This is a genomic window from Kitasatospora sp. NPDC032150 (assembly GCF_055579945.1).
In genome coordinates this window covers 1-19,168 of the sequence record NZ_JBVIMH010000028.1, presented here as the reverse complement: position 1 = coordinate 19,168, position 19,168 = coordinate 1, and the positions used below count along the sequence as shown (strand labels likewise).

Sequence of the window (19,168 nt, the reverse complement as noted above, 5' to 3'; positions counted from 1 at the left end):
GGGATGGCACGGCAGCGTAGTGATGGACGTGCTCCAGTGGGGCGCCTGTCCCTGCGACGCTGGGGAAAACGGGAGCCCATCCGCAAGGCTCTCCGGCAACCTTCCGCACCTCGGGGGAACCTCACAGTGGAACATGACGCTCGCCAGGGCGGACGAGTGGAGGAGGCATGGTGGGGTAAGCGCTCAGGGCGCAGTCCTCGTCTATCCGAGGAGGCGGCGATGCCTGCCGACATCATGCGAAGGATGCCTCTGTCCCAAGGGTGGCCTGACTGGTCCGAGTGGTTCGAGGGCTTCCCCTTCGGTCCGCGCACCGGTCAGCACATGATCCGGACGGAGGAGTTCGAGAAGGACGGCGCGTACGTGGTCCGTGCCGAGTTGCCGGGGGTCGACCCGGACAAGGACGTCGAGATCATCGGATCGTTCAGCCACGGCACCGCGTCCCACAGGCGGGCGCCCAGCAGGTGCGGGACGCTCTCGCCCAGCAGGTCGGCCGCGGTGGGCTCGACGACGGGGATGGGGACCTCTTCCACGACGAACTTCTTGCTGTCCAGGTGGAAGCGTCCGGCGAGCATGGTGTCCATGGTGGTCTGCCTTCTGTGAGCGGCACTGCCCTGTGGTTCGGGCCGACGGGTGCCGGGTGCCGGGTGCCGGGTGCCGGGTGCCGGGTGCCGGGTGCCGGGTGCCGGGTGCCGGGTGGTTCCCTCGCGGGAACGGGTGCGTGGAAGCCGGGAGGCGTACGGGATGGCGGGTACGCCACGCACCTCCCGGCGTCCGGGTCAGGCGAAGACGTCCTGCTGGTAGCGCGCGTCGGCCTCCAGTTGAGCGAGCCAGTGCTGGGCGGCCTCGTCGTCACTGCCGGTGCGGCGACGGTAGATGGCGGCCAGCGCCTCGCGCACGGCGGGCGCCATGCGGCGGCCGTCGCCGCAGACGTAGACGTACGCACCGTCTTCCAGTGCCTGCCACACCGTGTCGGAGGCGGCGGTGACGGCGTCCTGGACGAACCGGGCCGGGTGGCCGGACACCGCCGAGAAGGCGGTGTGGACCTGGGCGATCCCGGCCTGCTCCCAGCCCTGCATTTCCGGCCGGTAGAAGTAGTCGTGCTCCGGGTGGCGGCAGCCGACGAACACCTGGGACAGACCGACCTCGGTGCCGTTGGCGTGCTGCCGGGCGCGTTCCTCCAGGAAGCCGCGCAGCGGCGCGATCCCGGTGCCGGGGCCGATGAGGATCAGCGGCGTGGTGGGGTCGGCCGGCGGGGCGAAGATCGGGGAGGGGACGCGCACGTAGCCGTAGACGACGTCTCCCGGTTCGAGGCGGGTGATGTAGGACGAGCACACGCCGCGGTACCGGCCGTCGCCGGAGAGGGCGGGGCCTTCGAGCAAGCCGATGGTCAGGCGCACGTGGCGCGGATTGGCCAGCGGGGAGGAGGAGATGGAGTAGAAGCGGGGACGGATCGGCCCCGTCATCTCCAGGAAGGCCGCCAGCGGCAGTTCGACGGCGGGGAAGCGCTCCAGGAGGCCCAGCACCGAGATGCGCTTGCCGAGGATCTCCTTCCGGTACAGCTCTCCGGCCGCCTCGGTGTCGGCCGTGTATGCCTCCAACTGCGGCCGGGTCCAGGGGCACTGGGTGTGCTCTGCCAGGATGCGTACCTGCGCGCGGGTGGCCACGTCCTGCAGTTCCAGGAACTCGGTGAACAGCAGGCCCGCGGTGACGGGTGTGCCCACCGGCAGGTGCGTCCTGCCGCCGCCGGGCTGGTCGAGCCGGAGCACCTGGTCGCGGCCGACACCGAACCGCGCCAGCGCGCGGTTGACCAGCTGCGGCTCGTTCTTGGCGAAGACGGCCAGGTGGTTGCCGGTGTCGTAGGTGACGCCCTCCGGCAGCTCGATGGTGATGGACTTCGCGGACGGGCGGGGTGGCTCGATGCTGAAGTCCCACAGCCCGGTTGCATCGCTGACGAGTTCCTCGTTGGCCACCACGGTCAGCGGGTAGGCCTGCTCGGAGACGATCGAGGGGCGCACGTCCGCCTCGGTCAGCAGTTGCACCTGGTAGCGCGGCGCGCCGTCGTCGGAGGTGTCGGCGGCGTACTCCTCGGCCAGGGTGGCCCACAGGGTGTCCATCCAGCGGGTGGTCATGCCGTCGAAGTCACCGGCGGCGTCGGCGATGCCGCGCTCGACCACCGGCGTGGCGCCTGCGTCCAGCAGGGCGGCCTCGATCCGCTTGGGGAACGCCTGGTAGGTCGCCACCCACTGGGTGTTGCCGGCGCCCAGCAGCGCGAACCGCACATTCGACAGCGAGCCCTCGGGCAGTCCGGCGGCGATCAGGTCGTCGAAACGCTGGGCGTTGTCGGGCGCCTTGCCGTTGTAGCTGGCGGCGACGACGACGAGCAGGCCCTCGGTGGGCAGGTTGTCGCCCAGCTCGTCGAGGCTCGTCAGCGTGGTGCCGAACCCGGAGCGCTCGCCGCGGTCGGCGATCGTGCGTGCCAGGTCCTCGCAGCTGCCCAGGCTGGAGCCGTAGGCGATGGTCAGGTTCACCCCGACACCGCTGACCGCGGCCTGCTGCTGCTCATCGTCGTTCTGCAGGTCCGAGATACCGAACACGGTCCGCTCGTGCTCCTGGCGGGTCCGGACGACCAGTTCGAAGTCGCCGGGCTTGCGGGTCAGCGCTTCCCGCACGTCCATCTTGTAGTCGTTCGGGTCGGAGAACTTGAACTTCTGCAGCACCAGCGCGAGGGCCAGGCGGGCCTCGGTGAGCGCGAACTGCCGGCCGATGCAGGCACGCACGCCGTTGCCGAACGGCTTGTAGGCGTGGGGGTGCTGCTTGGCGCGGTTCTCCGGCAGCCACCGGTCGATGTCGAACTCCTCCGGCCGCTCCCACGCCTTGGGGTGGGTGTGCAGCGGACCTTCGAGGATGTTGACCCGCGTTCCCTTCTTCAGCTCGTAGTGGCCGCCGATGACGGTGTCCTCCAGCGGGGCCTTTCCGAATACCGGGATGGGAGCCCACAGGCGCAGGGTCTCGTCCAGGATGCGCGGTATGACGTCCAACTGCATGATCGTGTCGTAGTCCGGGACGGTGTCGCCGGGCAGCAACCGGTCCACCTCGGTGTAGGCCCGAGCCAGCACGTGCGGGTTGCGCATCAGCGAGTACGTGGCGAACGACAGCAGGCCGCTGGTGGTCTCGTGACCGGCGATCAGGAACGTCAGCACCTGGTCGCGGACGTTGTCGTCGGCCAGCAGCTTGCCGGTCTCCGGGTCGGAGGCCTCCAGCATCAGGCCCAGCAGGTCCTCCTCGCCGGCGCTCTCTCCCTGACGGCGCTCCTTGATCACGCTCTCGACCAGGTCCCGCATCAGCTGGATGTTCTCGCGGTACTTCTTGTCGTCCGCCTTGCGGAGCCTGGTCATCATCGGCAGCTCCTGCGTGCGCCGCAGCGACTCCACCAGCGCGCCCAGCAGCGCGTTGAGGAAGGGGTGCAGCTCATCCTTGTCGAAGGACCGGAACCGGTAGCCGAACCCCGACAGGGCGATGGTGTCCAGCGTCAGGCGGGTGTAGTCGTCGGTGATGTTGACCGGCTGCCCCTCCCTGCGCTCCCACTTGCCCACCAGGTCCCGGGCGATCTCCAGCATCTGCCCGAAGTACGCCTTCATGGCCCGCTGGCTGAACGCCGGCAGAAGAACACGGTGCGCCATCCCCCATTCCTCTTCGTGCTGGTGGGCCGTGAACAGGCCGGCCCCCGCGAAGTCCCGGACGTGGTGCAGCGGCGTCTTCTCGATCTGCTTGAAGAACCGCGTCTCGTCGCAGACCTCGGCCACCAGGTCCGGGTCGTAGACGAAGACCTGCTCGATGCCGGCGATGTCCATGCCGTAGATGCCCTCGGGGAACTGCTTGGACAGCTCGCCGAAGTACGCGATGGGGTTGGTGTTGGGGATCTGCGGCGTGTGGCCGAGAAAGGGGATCCCGCGCGGGGACCGTATGGGACGCAGGCCGGTCGAGGATTGCGCGGTCATGACTTGCTCCTTTGCGCGGAGAGGGAGAGGGCAAGGGCGCCGTTCGATGTCTGGGAAGGGCGCCGGTGCAGCCGCGTGCCAACTTTCCATACGTCGTACGGAACTGCTTTCAGTGGTACCATACGTCGTATGGAAACTCAAAGGAGGGCCCCTCGGGGGACGAGAAAGAGGGACGTACCGCTCACCGAGGACGGCATCTACGCCATGGCGCTGCGGCTCATCGACGCCGACGGGGTCGAGGCGCTCACCATGCGCAAACTCGCGGCCGCCCTGGACGCGAACCCGATGTCGCTCTACCACCACGTGCCGAACAAGGACGCCGTGCTGCGCGGCGTGGCCGACCGTGTCGGCTCGCAGTTCCGCACGCCGCAGCAGGAGGACGTCCCCTGGCAACGCCGCCTGCGCCAACTGGCGCTTGATTTCCGTGAATTGGCGCACAGACACCCCAAACTGATGGGGTACTCCTTCGGGCGCGCCGACTACATCCAGCCGGACGACCCCTTCTGGCGGGGACTCACCGACATACTGGCCGCCGCGAAACTCCCGGCCTCGCAGATCCCGCGTGTGGCTGCCTCGCTGTGCGCGGTGTTCACGGGGCTGCTGGTCAGCGAACTCACCGGAGCACTGCAGCGCTGGACCACCTTGCCGCCGGCACCGGCCGGCCCCGACGGGGAAGACGCGCCCGCACCGCCGAAGGACGTGGTCGACACGATGTTCAGCTGCGCTCTGGACGCTGCGATCGCCGGCGTGGAAAACCATCCCGCACGAGTCCGCGAGGAGGCGTGACGGGGAGGGGCGGCTGCCGCAGCCTCCGTGCCCTCGCACGGAGGCGGTTTCCTCGACACGATGCCGGGCCTCGTCCGGCAGTCCTCCATGGGGCCGGGAAGGACTCAAGCAGAGGCAGGAGCACAGGGAGGCTGCTGCGATGTCCGGAGCACCGACACAGCACACGTCCGTCCGGTATCTGCCGATCGCCGAGCACGGCCTGATCGGCGATCTGCGCACGGCGGCCCTGGTGAGCACCGACGGAACCATCGACTGGTACTGCTGCCCCTCCTTCGACTCCCCGAGCGTGTTCGCCGCCATCCTGGACGCGAAGCGGGGCGGGGCCTTCGAACTGTCTCCCGCTGTGCCGGCCGGCACCAAACAGTTCTACTTCCCGGACACGAATGTGCTGATCACCCGGTTCTTCACCGAGAACGGGCTGGGGGAGATCCAGGACTTCATGCGGGTGGCGGCCTCCGGCGGGTCCGACCGCCACAGGCTGATCGGGTGGTATGCGTCCGCGGAGCGATCCCGGCCTCCACCCGCCAGAAGTCCAGCGAGTCGCCCACCCGTAGCCGGGCCGGATCGCGCCGCCCGCGCCGCAGGCCGACTCCCCCGGCCAACCGGTCCAGCAGGCCGCGCAGCGCCCACGCGAGCGAGACGCCCTGCCACCGGCGCGGTAGCCATGCGAAGGTCCGGTCTCTCCCTCACTCTGGAACGGAGAGGGGGAGGCGACGGAGGGAGTAATGGGATGCAGATCGTTGTGGACCTCACACGCTGTCAGGGCTATGCGCAGTGCGTGTTCCTCGCGCCAGAGGTGTTCCAGCTGCACGGGGAGGAGGGGCTGCTGTACGCCCCGGCCGTTCCCGACGACCAACTGGAGCGCGTGCGCCAGGCCGCGGCGGCGTGCCCGGTCCAGGCCATCCTCCTCGGCAAGGAGGTGAGCCCCGGTGGCCGCTGACCTTCGAGCAGGCCGGATCGTCATCGTCGGCGCGTCGCTGGCCGGGTTACGGGCCGCCGAGGCGTTGCGCGAGGAGGGCTTCACCGGCTCCCTGACCGTGGTCGGGGACGAGCCCCATCCGCCCTACGACCGGCCACCGCTGTCCAAGCAGGTCCTGCTCGGCCAGGTCGCGGCGGAGTCCACCGCTCTGCCGATGCGCCGGAACCCGGACGCCGACTGGCGGCTCGGGGTGCGCGCGACCGGCCTGGACCCTCTCGGGAAACGGGTGGTGCTGGCCGACGGCGAATCGCTGCCGTTCGACCGGCTGCTGATCGCCACCGGCACCCGGGCCAGGCCCTGGCCCAAGGCGGAGGAGGCCGCCCTGGACGGAGTGTTCACCCTGCGCACCCGCGAGGACGCCGCCGGGCTGGCCGAGCGGCTGGCCGCGGGGCCGCGGCGGGTGCTGGTGATCGGCGGGGGCTTCACCGGCTCGGAGATCGCCTCCGCCTGCCGGGAACGCGGTCTCGACGTCACGGTCACCGAACGCGGCCCCGCCCCCCTGGTGGGCGCGCTCGGCGGCACCCTGTCGAAGCTCGCGGCCGCCATGCAGCGCAACCACGGGGTGGACCTGCGCTGCGGGGTGACCGTCACCGCCCTGCGCGGCGACGGGAACGGCCGGTTCACCGGTGCGGACCTGTCCGACGGCAGCCGCGTGGACGCGGACGTGTGCGTCGCGGCCCTGGGGGCGGTTCGCAACGTCGAATGGCTGGCGGACTCCGGACTGGCGGCGGGCCCGCGCGGGATCGCCTGCGACGCCGGGTGCCGGGCCTTCGACATGTACGGCATCGTCACCGACGACGTCTTCGTGGCCGGTGACGTCTCCCGCTTCCCCCACCCGCTGTTCGGCTACCAGATGCTCTCCCTGGAGCACTGGGGCAACGCGGTCGCGCAGGCCGAAATCGCCGCCCACAACATGGTCAATCCCGGCCCCCTGCGCCGCCCGCACCTTGCCCTCCCGACGTTCTGGTCGACCCAGTTCGGGCTCAACATCAAGTCCGTGGGCGTGCCCACCTTCTCCGACCACGTGGTCATCGCCCAAGGCACGCTGGAGGAGCGTCGCCTGGCGATGGTCTACGGCTACCAGGGCCGGGTCACCGCCGCGGTCACCGTCGACATGGCCAAGTCACTCGACTACTACACGCACCTGATCGAGACCGCCGCTCCCTTCCCGCCCGCGCCCGGCGCGTCCGACCGCCCGCTCGCGGCCGAGATCGCGCTCCCCTCCGACGTGCCGGATCCGAAGGGGCTCTCCCACGGCCCCACCGTCGCGCTCACCGGACACCTGCCCGACCGCCGACTGACCGTGGTACAGCCCACCTGACCCACGTCCCGCCCAACCACGAGGAGCCGTACCCCATGGCCGCCGCCGACACCCTCCTGGAACGGATCACCGACTACGCCAACCGCCCCGACCCCTACCCGCTCTACGCGGAACTGCGCGAAGCCGGTCCCGTCGTGCAGCAGGCGGACGGCAGCTACCTGATCGGCACCTACCACGAGATCACCGCGCTCCTCCACGACCCACGAATCAGTGCCGATCCCCGCAGCCTCACCGCCCCGTCCGCGCAGCCGTCCAAGGAAACACCGAAACCGCCGTTCCTACGGCTCGACGACCCCGAGCACCACAGACTGCGCAGCCTGGCCATGCGGCCGTTCGGTCCGCCTCACAGCCCCGGCCGCATCGACGCCATGCGCGGCCAGATCACCGAAGTCACCGAGGAACTGCTCCAGAACCTCCAGGACCGCACCCGGATCGACATCGTCGACGACTTCGCCTACCCGCTGCCCGTCACGGTCATCTGCCGACTGCTCGGCGTCCCCCAGGAGGACGAACCACGGTTCCGGCAATGGTCCGACGCGATCGTCGCCTCCGCCGACGTCAGACCCGACGAGGAGGCTTCCGCCGAGCGGGACCGGGCCGGCGAACAGGCGCGGATCGAGATGGGCCAGTACCTGGTGGGCCTCGCCGAACAACGCCGCGACCATCCCACCGGCGACATGCTCTCCGCCTACATCAACGAACCCGACCCGGCCCTGCGGCTCACCCACGAGGAACTCGCGGAAACCGCCGTACTGCTCCTCATCGCCGGACACGAGACCACCGTCAACCTCATCGCCAACGGAGTTCTCACCCTGCTGCGCCACCCCGACCAACTGGACCAGCTGCGCCGCGAACCCGACCTGCTACCGGCCGCGGTGGAGGAGTTGCTGCGCTACGAGCCCCCGGTCCACATGCGGCAACGCATCCCCCTCGCCGACGTGGACATCGCCGGCACCACCCTCCCCAAGGGCACCTCCGTCGTGCTCGCGCTGGCGTCGGGCAACCGCGACCCCAGGCGGTTCCACGATCCCGACCGGTTCGACCCCACCCGCCCGGACAACCAGCACCTCGGCTTCGGCAGCGGCATCCACCTGTGCTATGGCGCACCACTCGCCCGCATCGAGGCCCAGGCCGCGCTCGGCGCACTGATCCCCCGCCTCACCGGCGCAACCCTCCTCCAGAACCCACCCCCCTACCGGCACGCCGCCATGCTCCGCGGACCCCGCCACCTCCCCATCCGACTCTGACTGACCGCGACGTTGCCTGCGACCTGCTCGGCGCCTGCTCAAAGTCCCCCAACACTGCGGGCGCCGGAGGGCGGCTGGGTCCGATCCGGCCGGTGAAAGGCTGTCGCGCGCCCTCACAGCCTCGGCGGTATCCCGGGGTTGGTCCTCGGCCTCGGGACGATCGCAGCCATCGGTTTCAGGCGTCGGGTCAGTGCAATCGCCTCGCCGGCGCATGTCCCGGCGCATGTGCCCGCTACCACCCGGTTAGCGGGCAGATCGCCAATGAGAGGCACCGACGGCTCATCACCCCACCAGCCCTTCGGCGCCCGGAAGTTGGTGTGAACACTCCGCTTGCGGGAATCGCCGGGTGGGGAAATACGCCCACGCCAGAGGCGACAAAGGTGGCACAGATGCACGGCACCAATACGGGCCCGATCGCGACCTTCTGCGGAAACTGCAACTGCGGCTGCCCGCAGCTGTTCGTGGACCCAGCCGCTCCGGCGGAGAAGCGTGTGCGGATCACCGACGACTTCGGGCAGCAGGTGCAGATGAGCGAGGAGCAGTTCCGCGACCTCGTCGCCCAGGCCAAGAGCGGCGCACTGGACGCCCTGGACGCCCCGGCCGTCTGACGGCCTTTCACTCCACAGCGACCTGAGTCCGGGCGCAGCACAGCCACAGAATCCGGGCCGAGGTTCGTCCGCATCGTCGTGCATGGTGTCGTGACGCGGACCCGCCATCGCGCTACGGCACCACAGCATCAAGGCAGGTGTGGCGCCGCAGGCCGAACGCGGCCGCGGGCCGTGCGCCGTGCGGACCGGGAATCGCGCCGGGTTTTGATTCTGGATTGGGCAGCGGAAGGCGGCCCGGGTGCCATGGCCGGGTGAGGCCGGTGTGGGACGCCGCAGGTGCGTCCCACACCGGCCCTGGCCGCTACGCCGAAGTGCCGGTGCTGCCGGCACCCCGGCTGCGGCGGCCGAGCACGACACCCGCCACGGCGCCGAGGACGCCGACGACGATGCCCGCGATACCGAGGCTGCGGGCGGTGGAATCGCTGCTGCTCTTCGCCGTCGCGGTGCTCTGCTCGGCCGGGCCGGCCTTCGCGCTCGGCGCGGCAGCGGGGGCGTCGCTGCCGGTGGCGGCGGTCAGCTTGAGCACCGGGGCCGGGTGCTCGGGCTCCTTCTGGCCGTCCTGGGGCTCCTCGATCCAGCGGACGACGTTCCCGTCGCTGTACGTCTGGAGGGCCTTGAAGACGACCTTGTCCGTACCGTCGGGGAGCGCGCCGAGGTCGACGGTGAAGTCCTGGTAGTGGCCGGGGGCGATCTGTCCGCCCGTCCAGACGATCTGTGAGACCACGTCGGTGATGTCGCCGTCGTCGGTGTGGATCGGGGTGGCGAGCTTGGTGGTCTGCACCTGGTCGGTCCAGCCCGGCACCGCGGCGACCATGACGGAGGGGATCGGGTGGTCGGTGGGGAAGTCCACCTCCACCTTCACCGTGCTGGCCTTGTCGTTCTCGTTCGGCACCCGGAACGCGAAGGTCTGGTCGGTCGCGTTCTTCGGCACGCTGGACGGCTGCACGGTGACGTGCGCGGACGCCGGTCCGGCGGCCAGCAGCACGGTGCCGGCGCCCAGGGCGCCGGCGGCGGCGAGGCGGTTCTTGAAGGACGTTCTCATGGCTGTGTGTTCTCCGTGGGGAGCGTGCACGCACGCGCACGGCCGGGCCGAAAGGGCCTGCTCGCGGGCAGGAGCCATCGTCCGCCGACGGTGACGGCGTGCGTGCCGAGGTGATCAGGGGCGCGAAGCTGCCGCCCGGCCGGAGGGCGCCGAATGCGCTCGGCCGTCGGGTCAGGCAGCCGGTGCTGCCGGTGGACCTCGCCTGATCACGCAGTGCCGCAGCAGGACCGGCGCCGGGAGCCGCCACCGGCCACCCGCTCCCACGAACCACCCGCAGAGCAGGCGCCGCCCGTCTCCTATGCCGCCGGACAGTGCGCCGCCGAGCCGTGCGACGGCCTCACGCAACTTCGCGGCACACGCCTGCGCCACGACCGAAACCGCCTCGGCGGCAGTGCGGACCAACCGCCACACGGCCGCCTCGCCCCGCCGCAGCCACCATGCCGCCACCAGCGTGGCGGCGAGGTGGCCGGCGAACATCGCGGGGCTCAGCCCGAGCAGCCAGGCCTGGCACCACAACGCGACGTGCGGCACGGCCGCCGCGGAGGCGTGGGAACCGCTTGCGAGCGGCACGGCGAGTTGCGCGGCCGCCGCCTTCGAGTGAGCGCCGCCGGCCATCCCCATGCCGGGCATACCCGGCATGCCCATCATCTCGGCCATGCCCGCCGTCTTAGGCATCGCCGGGACCCCCGACGGTGTCTGCGCGGCATGGAAGAGCCTCTGCGCGGCATGGAAGAGGAGATGCAGGCCCAGCTGGCCGACGGCCAGCCCACCGGTGATCGCGGCCAGCGACCGCTCCCGCCGCGCCCCGAGGACCGCCCCGCCCAGAGCGAGGACCCAGCCCAGGAACACCACCCCGGTCGGCACCACGGCACCGGAAGCCAGCACGTGGCCAACCGTGGCCAGCACGACACAGAGCGTTGCGAACGGCACGGCCCGCAGGAGACGGAAGCCGAGCGAGGCGGGTGGCGCCGGGACGGGCGATGCCCCGGTGACGAAGGCAGACATGGCGGACACATCATGCCATCCGCGCCCGCGCGCCGTGCAGGGAACCGCGGGATCCCCCGGCGAGCGCCCCGACAACCGCCGTCGCCCCCGTGCCGGCCACAGCAGTACCGTCCTCCAGGGCCCCGCCCGCCGTGGCAGCCGCGTCCCGTGCCGGGAACCGGCCACGAGCACGGTCGAAGCCCAAGACGCAACCAGCCCGGCTGCACGTGCCGCCGACCAGTGGGCCGTACGGCCCCGGCGCTCGTCCTGTTCAAGGTCGCCATCGGCATCGCCGTGGCCGTCGGCGGCACCGTGTACCTGCCCGAGGCCGGCAGCGAGCACGGCGGCGTCCCGCGCGTGGACGGCCGGCCAGCGCTGCGCGCCGTCCGAGGGGTAGCCGGCGACGCCGGTACGGCGGGCGATGTCGATGAGCAGCCCGGCGAACCCGCCCCGGCCAGCCCGGGCAGGCAGCATGTCAGTCTTCGCCGACGTCGTTTGGACCCGAGTTCGGGAGTCAGCGGCAGCGCTCGGGCGTTGATGAGGACGGTGAAAACGGTTCTGGCCACGATTCCGTGAATGATCTTGTCGCTGCCGTTACAGGCTGAGCAGCAGGTCCCGGACCGCGGCGGGCTGGGACAGGAACGGGTGGTGGCCAGCGTCGATCTCGACAACGCTGCCGGCCCGGCGGGCGAACTCGCGCTGCAGCCGCGGCGGGGTGCCCCGGTCCTGGGCGCAGACGAGGTACGTCGAGGGCACCTGCAGCCATGCGGCCGCCGCGACGGGCTGCCCGATCACGTGCAGACTCTGCCGGGCGAGGTGGTCTGCCGCCCTCGCCTGGACCTCGGGGTCGCAGTCCTGCAGGAATGTGTCCACGAGTAGCTCGGGGCGGACCCCGAACGTGCCGGCGTCGGGGTCGACGTCGAGGAACGGGGCGGGGCTGCCGTCCCCGAACTCCGACAGGCTCTGCCCGGCCTCGGGCAGGTAGCTGGAGACCAGCACCAGGTGGCGTACCGACCCGACGCCCGCGGCGGCTTCCGCCGTGATGATGCCGCCGTAGCTGTGGGCGACCACAACGGTGGGTTCTTCGCTGTCCAGCAGCGCCTGCCGCACCACCGCGACGTCCTCGGAAAGGCCCGGACCGCCGGTGCCTGTGGGCGGGCCCGCCTCGCCGCAGCTCGGCAGCGCCGGGGCCACGCTCAGCACTCCTCGCTCCTGCAGTAGGTCAGCGGTGCGGTGCCACCACCACGACCCGTCCCGCACACACGCCCCGTGCACGAACACGACCCTCATCGCTGCCTCCACGTCTGCCTCGGCTGCATTCAGAGCAACGGTAGACGTAGCCGCCGTTACGACAGGGAGTCGAAGACCATTCACGGATGTCACTGGCGCAGTTCCGCGGGCTTCCGGCAGGCACTGATGTCGACCTCAGGCAGGGCGAGTTGTGGGGTTCGACCGGTGGCGCCGGGGGCACCCGGTCCACCTCGGCGATTGCTGGGGGCGGCCTACGCGCTCGGCGGTGTGGTGTTCAGGCCGTCGAGCAGCATGCTGAGGTAGCGGTGTGCGGTGCCGGTCCGGTCGGCCGGGGTGCCGCCGTGGATGTTGACCGCGTGGGCGATGCCGCACATGAGCGGGACGAGGTCGCCGGCGACCACCTCGGGGCGGATTGATCCGGCTTCGCGGGCCCGGTCGAGGAGTTCGGTGCCGGCCGAGGAGAGCGACCGCTTGAGTTCCGTGGTGCGCGGCAGGGCGTCCGTGGCGGCGGCGACGACCAGGGCCAGGGTCGGGTCGGTGACCTGTGCTTCGACGACGTGGGACAGGAAGTCCTCCAGCGCGCGCCGGGTGTCGGTGTCGGCCAGTGCGTGCCGGCCGTGCTCGGCGAGGGTTTCCAGGCAGGGGGTGGCGACGGTCTCCAGCAGGGCCTCGGGGGTGGCGAAGTGCCGGTAGACGGTGCCGACGCCGAGTCCGGCCCGGCGTGCGACGTCGTTGAGCTGCAGTGCGATGCCTTGGTCGACGAGGTCGCGGGCGACGGCGACGATCCGGTCCCAGTTGCGGGCGGCGTCCTTGCGCAGCTGTGTGGTCGTCATGGTGGACCGTCCGGTCGCTCGTCTCAATTCGCGGGTTCGACGTTCGATCATATGCGGGGTTTCGGGGTGGGGTGGCTGCGCTTGTGGTGGGCGGGCCCCGGTCGTCCCGCCCACCGCAGGTGTCAGGGCCGGTCGTGTGCCTGACGGAGGAAGCCGGTGATGATGTCCAGCCACTGCTTCGGCTGCTCCAGGAAGGGCAGGTGGCCGGTGGCGAGCACGGCGGTCTACGCGCCGGGGATGGCCCAGGCCAGCTGGTGCTGGAGAGTGGCCGGTATCAGCGGGTCGGCGGTGGTGACGACGACGAGGGTCGGGGCGGTGATCGCCGCGAGGTCGGCGCGGACGTCGGCGCGGCGGACCAGGTCGACCTGCGCTCCGGTGCCGGGTGGCAGGGCCGGGGCGGTCTGTTCTGCGGCCGCGCGCACTTGGTCGGGCGTGAGGGAGTTCAGCAGCGGCGGGCTCACGGTCAGATGGGTCAGGTACTGGGCGAGCAAGAGGTGCTGTCCGGATTCGTAGAGCTGGTGCCAGACCGCGGTGGCCAGCTCGGTGCGGGTGTCCAGGTGGGCGAAGGTCGCGCTCAGCACGAGCGAGGTGACCCGGTGCGGGTGGCGGGCTGCGGTTCGGATCGCGACCGGGCCGCCGAGGGAGTACCCGCAGATGGCGAACGTGTCGAGCCCTTCGGCGTCCGCCGCGGCGACGAGCTGGTCCGCCAGGACGTCGAGTTCCAGGGGTGCGGGCGCGGTGGGGGTCTCTCCTGAGCCCGGGTAGTCGATCCCGACAACGGTGTGCTCGGCGGCGAGCCCTTCCATGATCGGCCCGAAGTTGGCCTCGATGCCGCCGCCCGCGCCGTGGGCGAGGAGGAGGCCGGGGCCAGAGCCGTGGACGGTTCGGGCGTAGCTGGCTGGGACTGTGCTGGTCATGGTCGTGTCCTCATCTGACGAACCTGCGACCCTGCGAACGAGGGGCGATGGGCGAATTGCGGGCCGGTCGGGTGCTGGGGCGTGGCGCGAGCAACGGATGCCGGTCGCGAGAGGGATGGTCGGCCGGCGCTCACCTGGTGGGTGCTCATGCGCCCGCTGTGGCTGACGTGGGTGCGTGGGCTTCGCTGAGCCGGCGCACGGCCTCGGCGAGGCGGCGGTCGGTCGCCGCGCGGAACGGCTGGACCGGGCGGGCCTGGGGGCCGATGACGATGCCGGTCCGGCCCGCCAGGGCGTCGTCGGTGGCGGCGGCGATCGAGGGCCGGGCGGCCGTGGAGGCCGGACCCGAGGTGGAGCGTTCGAACTTGCGGCGTACCAGCGGCCACAGCAGCCGCAGGGCAGGAGAGACGATCTTCGGGTCGGTCAGGGTTCCGTCGGTCATGTCGGTCGCGGCCCCTCCGGGGTCGGCGGCGAAGACCGAGACGCCAGTGCCCTCCAGTCGGCTGGCCAGGTCCAGGGTGTAGGAGAGGTTGGCGAGCTTCGCCCGCCCGTACCAGTGGAAGCCGTAGTAGCCGCCGGGCGGCTCGACGGCGTCGAACACCCGCTTCGCGAGCCCGACCGCCCCCGAGGTGACGTTCACGATCCGGCTCGGCGCCCCGGCCGTCAGCGTGGGCAGCAGCAATTCCGTCAGCAGGTACGGCGAGAGGTGGTTGACGACGAACGACGCCTCGATCCCGTCCAGCGTCCGTCGGTGCGGGAACATCGCCCCGACGTTGTTGACCAGCACAGTCAGGGAGTCGCCGGAGGCGGCATGGTCGGCGGCGATCCGGCCGGCGAGCGCGCGGACCTGGTCGAGCGAGCCGAGATCGGCGGGCAGGAACCGCGCGGGGTGTGCCGGGTTCGTCGCGTTGATCCGGTCAACCGCCCGGGCGCCCCGGTCGGCGTTCCGTCCGACCACGGTGACCGAGAACCCGGCGCCGGCCAGCCCCAGGGCCGTCTCCAAGCCAATGCCGGCGGTTCCCGCCGTGACCACAGCCGTCTTCGTCATGTGCCCCTCCACCCAGTCATGCGGATAGTTCATCCGCTTTCTCGGGACCGTAGCACACAATCGGATGAACTATCCGATTAGACGGCACAGCCCCCTACTCCGGCAGCTGCTGTCAGACACTCCGTGCCGTGGCACATCCACCCCACCCGAGGTCGCGGTGGCCGACTCCGCTGGTCGGCCGCGCCCTGCACGCCCTCGACGACCCGGGCCCCACCAAGGCCGTCCTCGCCGAGACCGCCACCGAACTCGCCGCCGTGGAGAGCGCCGAACTCGGCGACCTCACCGGCCGCGCGCAGCAGGCCGTGTTGCCCAGCCGCGAGGACGCCGCCCCCGTCCAGGTCGCCGCCGACCGGCTCCTCCAGCAGGCCCCCCTGGGTCCCGCGGTCCTCTTCTCCGACGTCGACCTCACCGCCGCCTCGGTCGCCGCCGACGCCTCCGGCCAGAACCCCACCGCGGTCGCCCTCGAAGCCGACGGCGTGGAGGCCTCCCCCGCGAGACTCCCACCCTCGTCCCCGAACCGACTGGTGTCGAAGCGCTCAGTGGTGGTGCTGTCCACGCGGACCACCCTGGGCGGACTCTGGTCGGTTACGCGACCGCCCTCTGGGCGGACGCGTCCGGTACGGCGGCCAGACGGCGCTTGCGCTTGGGCATGCCGAGGGCCGGGTGCGAGGTGGCCCACCGGGAGAGCTCGACGAGAACCACCTTGAGCCGCGCGGACTTCCGCCCGCCCATGTGCTTCGGCTTTGCCTGCCCTTCGTCGTCGACCCCCTGCCAGATCGCGTCCCCCTGCCCGAGGCTGATGTGGTTGTACGTGTAGACCAGCTTGGTGTTCGCGATCTTGCGGCCGGTCAGGCGTCCCACGATCGCCTCGATACCCTGCTGGCTGGTGTAGCCGGCCGAGGCGCAGGACATCGGCAGCGGCCGGCCATTGTCGCCGACGGCATGGGCGCTGTCGCCGATGGCGTAGACGTTCGGGTGCGAGAGGGACCGCATGGTGCGGTCGACGACGATCCGACCGTTCTCGGCGACCTCCAGCCCGCCGGCGGCGGCGATGGGGTCGACCGCGAACCCGGCCGTCCACACGGTCGCGTCGGACGCCAGGGCGGTGCCGTCGGCGCACAGCACCCGTGCCGCTTCGACGGCTTCGACACTGGTGTGCTCCAGGACGGTGACGCCCAGCCGGTCGCAGGCCCGGCGCAGGTGGCCGCAGGCTCCGGCGGAGAGCCGGGCGCCCAACTCGCCGCGGGCGATGAGCGCCGCCGACAGGCCGGGCGGGACTCGGCGATCTCGGTGGCGGTCTCGATACCGGTCAACCCGTCACCGACGACCACCACACGCCCGCCATCACCGAGGCTGTCCAGGCGCTCGCGCAGGCGCAGCGCCGAGGGCCGGCCGGCGACGTCGAAGGCGTGCTCGGTCACGCCGGGGACGCCGTGGTCGGCGCCGTGGCTGCGAATCCAACGGCTCCGACTTCTGGTCGACCGCCGCGAGCAACACCTTGGGCGCGCTGTTCCTGGCCGCCGCAAGCCGCTGCCGCCCGATCACCGACGTGCTGGCCTGGCTGGCCTCCCCTGCCGACCGCACACCGGTGGACCTGCTCACCGACGCCGGCCACCACGCGGTCGCCGCCCAGCTCCAAGGCACCGTCTCCGGCGCGACGGAGACCCGCGACGGCATCTACGAGACCGCCCGCCAGTACGCCAGCTGCCTCCTGGACCCGGAGGTCGCCGCCTGGGTGACCCCCACCCGGGACCTCCCGGAGTTCAAGCCGTCCGAGTTCGCCACCTCCCGCGACCGCTGTACCTCCTGAGCAAGGACGGCGTCCTGGAGAACGGACGGCGCTCCACCGTCGACGTCACCGAGGTCCTGGTCCTCGCCAAGGTCCTCGGCGTCCCGCCGGTTGCCCTCCTCGTCCCGGTTGGTGAGGTCGGGGAGATCGAGATTCTTCCGGGCCAGATCTCGCCCACCGACGAGGCGCTCCAGTGGATCACTGGCGACGTGCCGCTCGGCTACGAGCCAGCTGACCGATCCTGCGGGTCGTCCCCGGTGAAAAGGGCCGCTGACCCTCAGTCCAGCCGTGCGTGTCCGAGACACGCGAACCGACTACCGCCCGTACCGGCGCCAACGCTGTCATGCTGCCCACGGGAAGCCCCCTACCGCCCAGGCCAGCAGGCACCCTCGAACAGGCCGCTCTCGAACGGGTGGACCTTTTTCGAAAAGGCGTCTGTCCGCTGGCGGATCGACTACCAGATGACCACCGCCGGCCTGGCCGAGCGTGTCGCCACCGCCCGCATCGAGCGGGCCGCCACCCATGCCGAGCGCTGGTCGGACCACGCGCCGGTGACCGTGGCCTACCACCACCCCGCATAGCTCCCCGAGCCGGTGACGGTGCACTTGCATGCGGGCAGGTGCACCGTTGCCGGACGCCCCGGAAGACCAGGCCCACGCTCTCGGCCGCTCGCCAGGAGGTGGTCTGCTACGACTGGCCGGCATCTATTGCCGGTCGGTCCCTCATCGCTGCCCCATACCGGCGACATCCCAGGTGGTCAATCCAATGGCAGGTCGTACCGGGTCGGTTGACCGGCCGCAGGCGGCCTGGTCGAGCAGCTTGGCGCCGGCCGACGCGAGCGCGCCGGCCTTCGACTGGTCGTAGGGAGTTACGGAGATGACCAGCTGCCGGTGTCCGGAGGGATCGCCCACGACCAGGGTCTCGTAGCCGGGGACGCTGCCGGAGTGGCCCCAGAGGTCGCCGCAGCCGACGGAGAACTTCTGCAGGCCCAGGCCGTACTCGCCGGGCGCGGCCGCCGGTGAGACGGTCTTCATCTCGGCCAGTTCCGCCGGCCGCAACAGCTCACCACCGAGCAGTGCCGCGTTGAACCGGGCCAGGTCGTCCGCGGTGGAGATGCCGTCGCCGGCCGAACCGGCCCAGGACGGATTGAACTCCGTGATGTCGGCCGGGCCGGTGGAGAGCTGGAGGTAGCCGTGGGCGTGCGGGCCCGGCACCTCGGTATCGGTCTCCGGGAAGGCGGTGTGGTGCAGGCCCAGCGGATCGACGATCCGTTCCCGCACCTCCTCGGCCCAGGGTCGCCCGGTGATGTGCTCGATCAGCATCCCTGCCAGGACGTAGTCGGTGTTCGAGTAGTGCCAGCCCTGGCCCGGCGCGAAGTACGGCGGGTAGCCCACGGCTGTACGGACCAGGTCCTCCGGCTGCCAGGTCTTCCAGCGGCCGGTGGCCAGGTATGCCTGCCAGCCCGCTTCGTCCTGGGGGACGAGGGTGGCGTCCTCGGTGTAGTTGAAGATGCCGGCGGTGTGGCTGAGCACCTGACGGACCGTGATCGCGCTGCCGCCCGGGACCACGCCCGGCAGGTAGGACTCGATGGAGGAGTCCAGGTTCACCCGACCCTCCTCGCACAGCTGGAGGACCACGGTGGCCACGAAGGTCTTCGTCACGCTGCCGATCCGGAACCGGCCCTGCACCGGAACGGGCCGCCCGGTGCCGAGGTCGGCCACGCCAGCGCTCCCCCGCCACACTGGCCGGCCGTCCTCCCGGAGCTCGGCGAGCGCGCCCGTCGCCCCGCCATCGGCCACCAGCGCCCGAAGGTCCTGCTGCAGCGTGGTGGCATCCGGACGAGCGGCGCTCACCGCCAGCTGCCGCCCCGGGGTGGCCTCCGCGACCGGAGCGAACGAGAGCACGGTGGCCCCCACGAGCAGGCCCGAGGCAAGCCGTAAGGCCGTGGCACTGATCCGCCGATGTGTCATTTCCCGTCCTCCTTGGCTGGAGACCCCCTTGGTCTTCAGCCAGGCTGACAGCCGAGGCGCCCCTGGCGAGACATACCGCAGGACCATTCCCGGGGGCTGACTCCGTAGGTAACCACCCTCAAAACATCAAGGGTTGACGACCTCGTGCCGATCGGCTCACCGATCTCCGGAGGCACTTGCGGCGCTGGTCGCCTTCGCGATCACGCTCGGCCTGTTGCTGCTGTTGACCCTGCCGCTGTGGGCGCTCACGGGCGCTCACGGCCTGCGATCCCGAAGCGCTCCAGGAACAAGCGGGCCCCGGGGGGGGGGGGGGGGGGGGGGGGGGGGGGGGGGGGGGGGAGGGTGGGGGGGGGGGGGGGGGGGGGGGGGGGGGGGGGGGGGGGGGGGGGGGGGGGGGG

The 19,168-nt window shown here is 71.3% G+C and carries 15 protein-coding genes and 4 pseudogenes; 9 read left to right on the top strand and 10 right to left on the bottom strand.

Features of this window, described 5'->3' with window-relative positions:
* Nucleotides 1–314: 314 nt before the first annotated feature.
* On the bottom strand, nt 315–581 hold the full coding sequence (locus ACZ5ON_RS26965) for a hypothetical protein (protein ID WP_465597906.1): 267 nt from the start codon (nt 579–581) through the stop codon (nt 315–317).
* A 195-nt stretch (nt 582–776) separates the two neighbouring features.
* A complete protein-coding gene (locus tag ACZ5ON_RS26960; protein ID WP_465597903.1) occupies nt 777–3,998 on the bottom strand; it encodes a bifunctional cytochrome P450/NADPH--P450 reductase in 3,222 nt (1,073 codons plus the stop codon).
* 204 nt (nt 3,999–4,202) lie between these two features.
* On the opposite strand from ACZ5ON_RS26960, the gene ACZ5ON_RS26955 reads away from it, so the two are divergent.
* The 6 genes and pseudogenes from ACZ5ON_RS26955 to ACZ5ON_RS26930 all read left to right on the top strand — a co-directional run bounded on the left by ACZ5ON_RS26955 (nt 4,203) and on the right by ACZ5ON_RS26930 (nt 8,939).
* A complete protein-coding gene (locus ACZ5ON_RS26955) occupies nt 4,203–4,784 on the top strand; it encodes a TetR/AcrR family transcriptional regulator (protein ID WP_465597900.1) in 582 nt (193 codons plus the stop codon).
* A 139-nt stretch (nt 4,785–4,923) separates the two neighbouring features.
* Nucleotides 4,924–5,309 (top strand): annotated as a pseudogene (locus tag ACZ5ON_RS26950) (trehalase-like domain-containing protein); the annotation flags it as partial.
* Nucleotides 5,310–5,514: 205 nt separating this feature from the next.
* Nucleotides 5,515–5,724, top strand: a complete 210-nt coding sequence (locus ACZ5ON_RS26945; protein ID WP_465597897.1) for a ferredoxin — start codon at nt 5,515–5,517, stop codon at nt 5,722–5,724.
* A complete protein-coding gene (locus ACZ5ON_RS26940) occupies nt 5,714–7,084 on the top strand; it encodes an NAD(P)/FAD-dependent oxidoreductase (RefSeq protein WP_465597894.1) in 1,371 nt (456 codons plus the stop codon). The genes ACZ5ON_RS26945 and ACZ5ON_RS26940 overlap by 11 nt, the downstream gene beginning before the upstream one ends.
* A 35-nt stretch (nt 7,085–7,119) precedes the next feature.
* Nucleotides 7,120–8,331, top strand: coding sequence for a cytochrome P450 (locus tag ACZ5ON_RS26935; protein WP_465597891.1), 1,212 nt, complete (start codon nt 7,120–7,122; stop codon nt 8,329–8,331).
* Nucleotides 8,332–8,720: 389 nt separating this feature from the next.
* Nucleotides 8,721–8,939: a hypothetical protein gene (locus ACZ5ON_RS26930; protein ID WP_465597888.1), complete on the top strand. Its 219-nt coding sequence runs from the start codon at nt 8,721–8,723 to the stop codon at nt 8,937–8,939.
* Between the two features lie 301 nt (nt 8,940–9,240).
* Here ACZ5ON_RS26930 and ACZ5ON_RS26925 read toward each other — a convergent pair whose 3' ends face one another.
* Nucleotides 9,241–9,981 (bottom strand): YcnI family copper-binding membrane protein, encoded by a 741-nt coding sequence (locus ACZ5ON_RS26925; protein ID WP_465597885.1) that lies wholly within the window; start codon nt 9,979–9,981, stop codon nt 9,241–9,243.
* Nucleotides 9,982–10,152: 171 nt separating this feature from the next.
* The gene (locus ACZ5ON_RS26920) at nt 10,153–10,986 is read right to left on the bottom strand and encodes a hypothetical protein (RefSeq protein WP_465597882.1); all 834 of its coding nucleotides are present in this window, start codon (nt 10,984–10,986) and stop codon (nt 10,153–10,155) included.
* A gap of 219 nt (nt 10,987–11,205) precedes the next feature.
* Here ACZ5ON_RS26920 and ACZ5ON_RS26915 point away from each other — a divergent pair, with 219 nt between their 5' ends.
* Nucleotides 11,206–11,541, top strand: coding sequence for a hypothetical protein (locus ACZ5ON_RS26915; protein ID WP_465597879.1), 336 nt, complete (start codon nt 11,206–11,208; stop codon nt 11,539–11,541).
* Between the two features lie 18 nt (nt 11,542–11,559).
* Here the strand turns inward: ACZ5ON_RS26915 and ACZ5ON_RS26910 are convergent, their stop codons facing one another.
* The 5 genes and pseudogenes from ACZ5ON_RS26910 to ACZ5ON_RS26890 form a co-directional block, all read right to left on the bottom strand.
* On the bottom strand, nt 11,560–12,255 hold the full coding sequence (locus ACZ5ON_RS26910) for an alpha/beta fold hydrolase (protein ID WP_465597876.1): 696 nt from the start codon (nt 12,253–12,255) through the stop codon (nt 11,560–11,562).
* Between the two features lie 212 nt (nt 12,256–12,467).
* Nucleotides 12,468–13,049, bottom strand: a complete 582-nt coding sequence (locus tag ACZ5ON_RS26905; protein WP_465597873.1) for a TetR/AcrR family transcriptional regulator — start codon at nt 13,047–13,049, stop codon at nt 12,468–12,470.
* A 224-nt stretch (nt 13,050–13,273) separates the two neighbouring features.
* The gene (locus ACZ5ON_RS26900) at nt 13,274–13,966 is read right to left on the bottom strand and encodes an alpha/beta fold hydrolase (protein ID WP_465597870.1); all 693 of its coding nucleotides are present in this window, start codon (nt 13,964–13,966) and stop codon (nt 13,274–13,276) included.
* Nucleotides 13,967–14,111: 145 nt separating this feature from the next.
* The gene (locus tag ACZ5ON_RS26895; RefSeq protein ID WP_465597867.1) at nt 14,112–15,011 is read right to left on the bottom strand and encodes an SDR family NAD(P)-dependent oxidoreductase; all 900 of its coding nucleotides are present in this window, start codon (nt 15,009–15,011) and stop codon (nt 14,112–14,114) included.
* Between the two features lie 585 nt (nt 15,012–15,596).
* Nucleotides 15,597–16,462: pseudogene (locus ACZ5ON_RS26890) on the bottom strand (NAD(P)/FAD-dependent oxidoreductase); the annotation flags it as partial.
* Between the two features lie 2 nt (nt 16,463–16,464).
* On the opposite strand from ACZ5ON_RS26890, the pseudogene ACZ5ON_RS26885 reads away from it, so the two are divergent.
* Nucleotides 16,465–16,832: pseudogene (locus ACZ5ON_RS26885) on the top strand (hypothetical protein); the annotation flags it as partial.
* A 411-nt stretch (nt 16,833–17,243) separates the two neighbouring features.
* Nucleotides 17,244–17,381, top strand: a pseudogene (locus ACZ5ON_RS26880) (exodeoxyribonuclease III); the annotation flags it as partial.
* Between the two features lie 141 nt (nt 17,382–17,522).
* Here ACZ5ON_RS26880 and ACZ5ON_RS26875 read toward each other — a convergent pair.
* A complete protein-coding gene (locus tag ACZ5ON_RS26875; protein ID WP_465597864.1) occupies nt 17,523–18,770 on the bottom strand; it encodes a serine hydrolase domain-containing protein in 1,248 nt (415 codons plus the stop codon).
* Between the last annotated feature and the right edge of the window lie 398 nt (nt 18,771–19,168).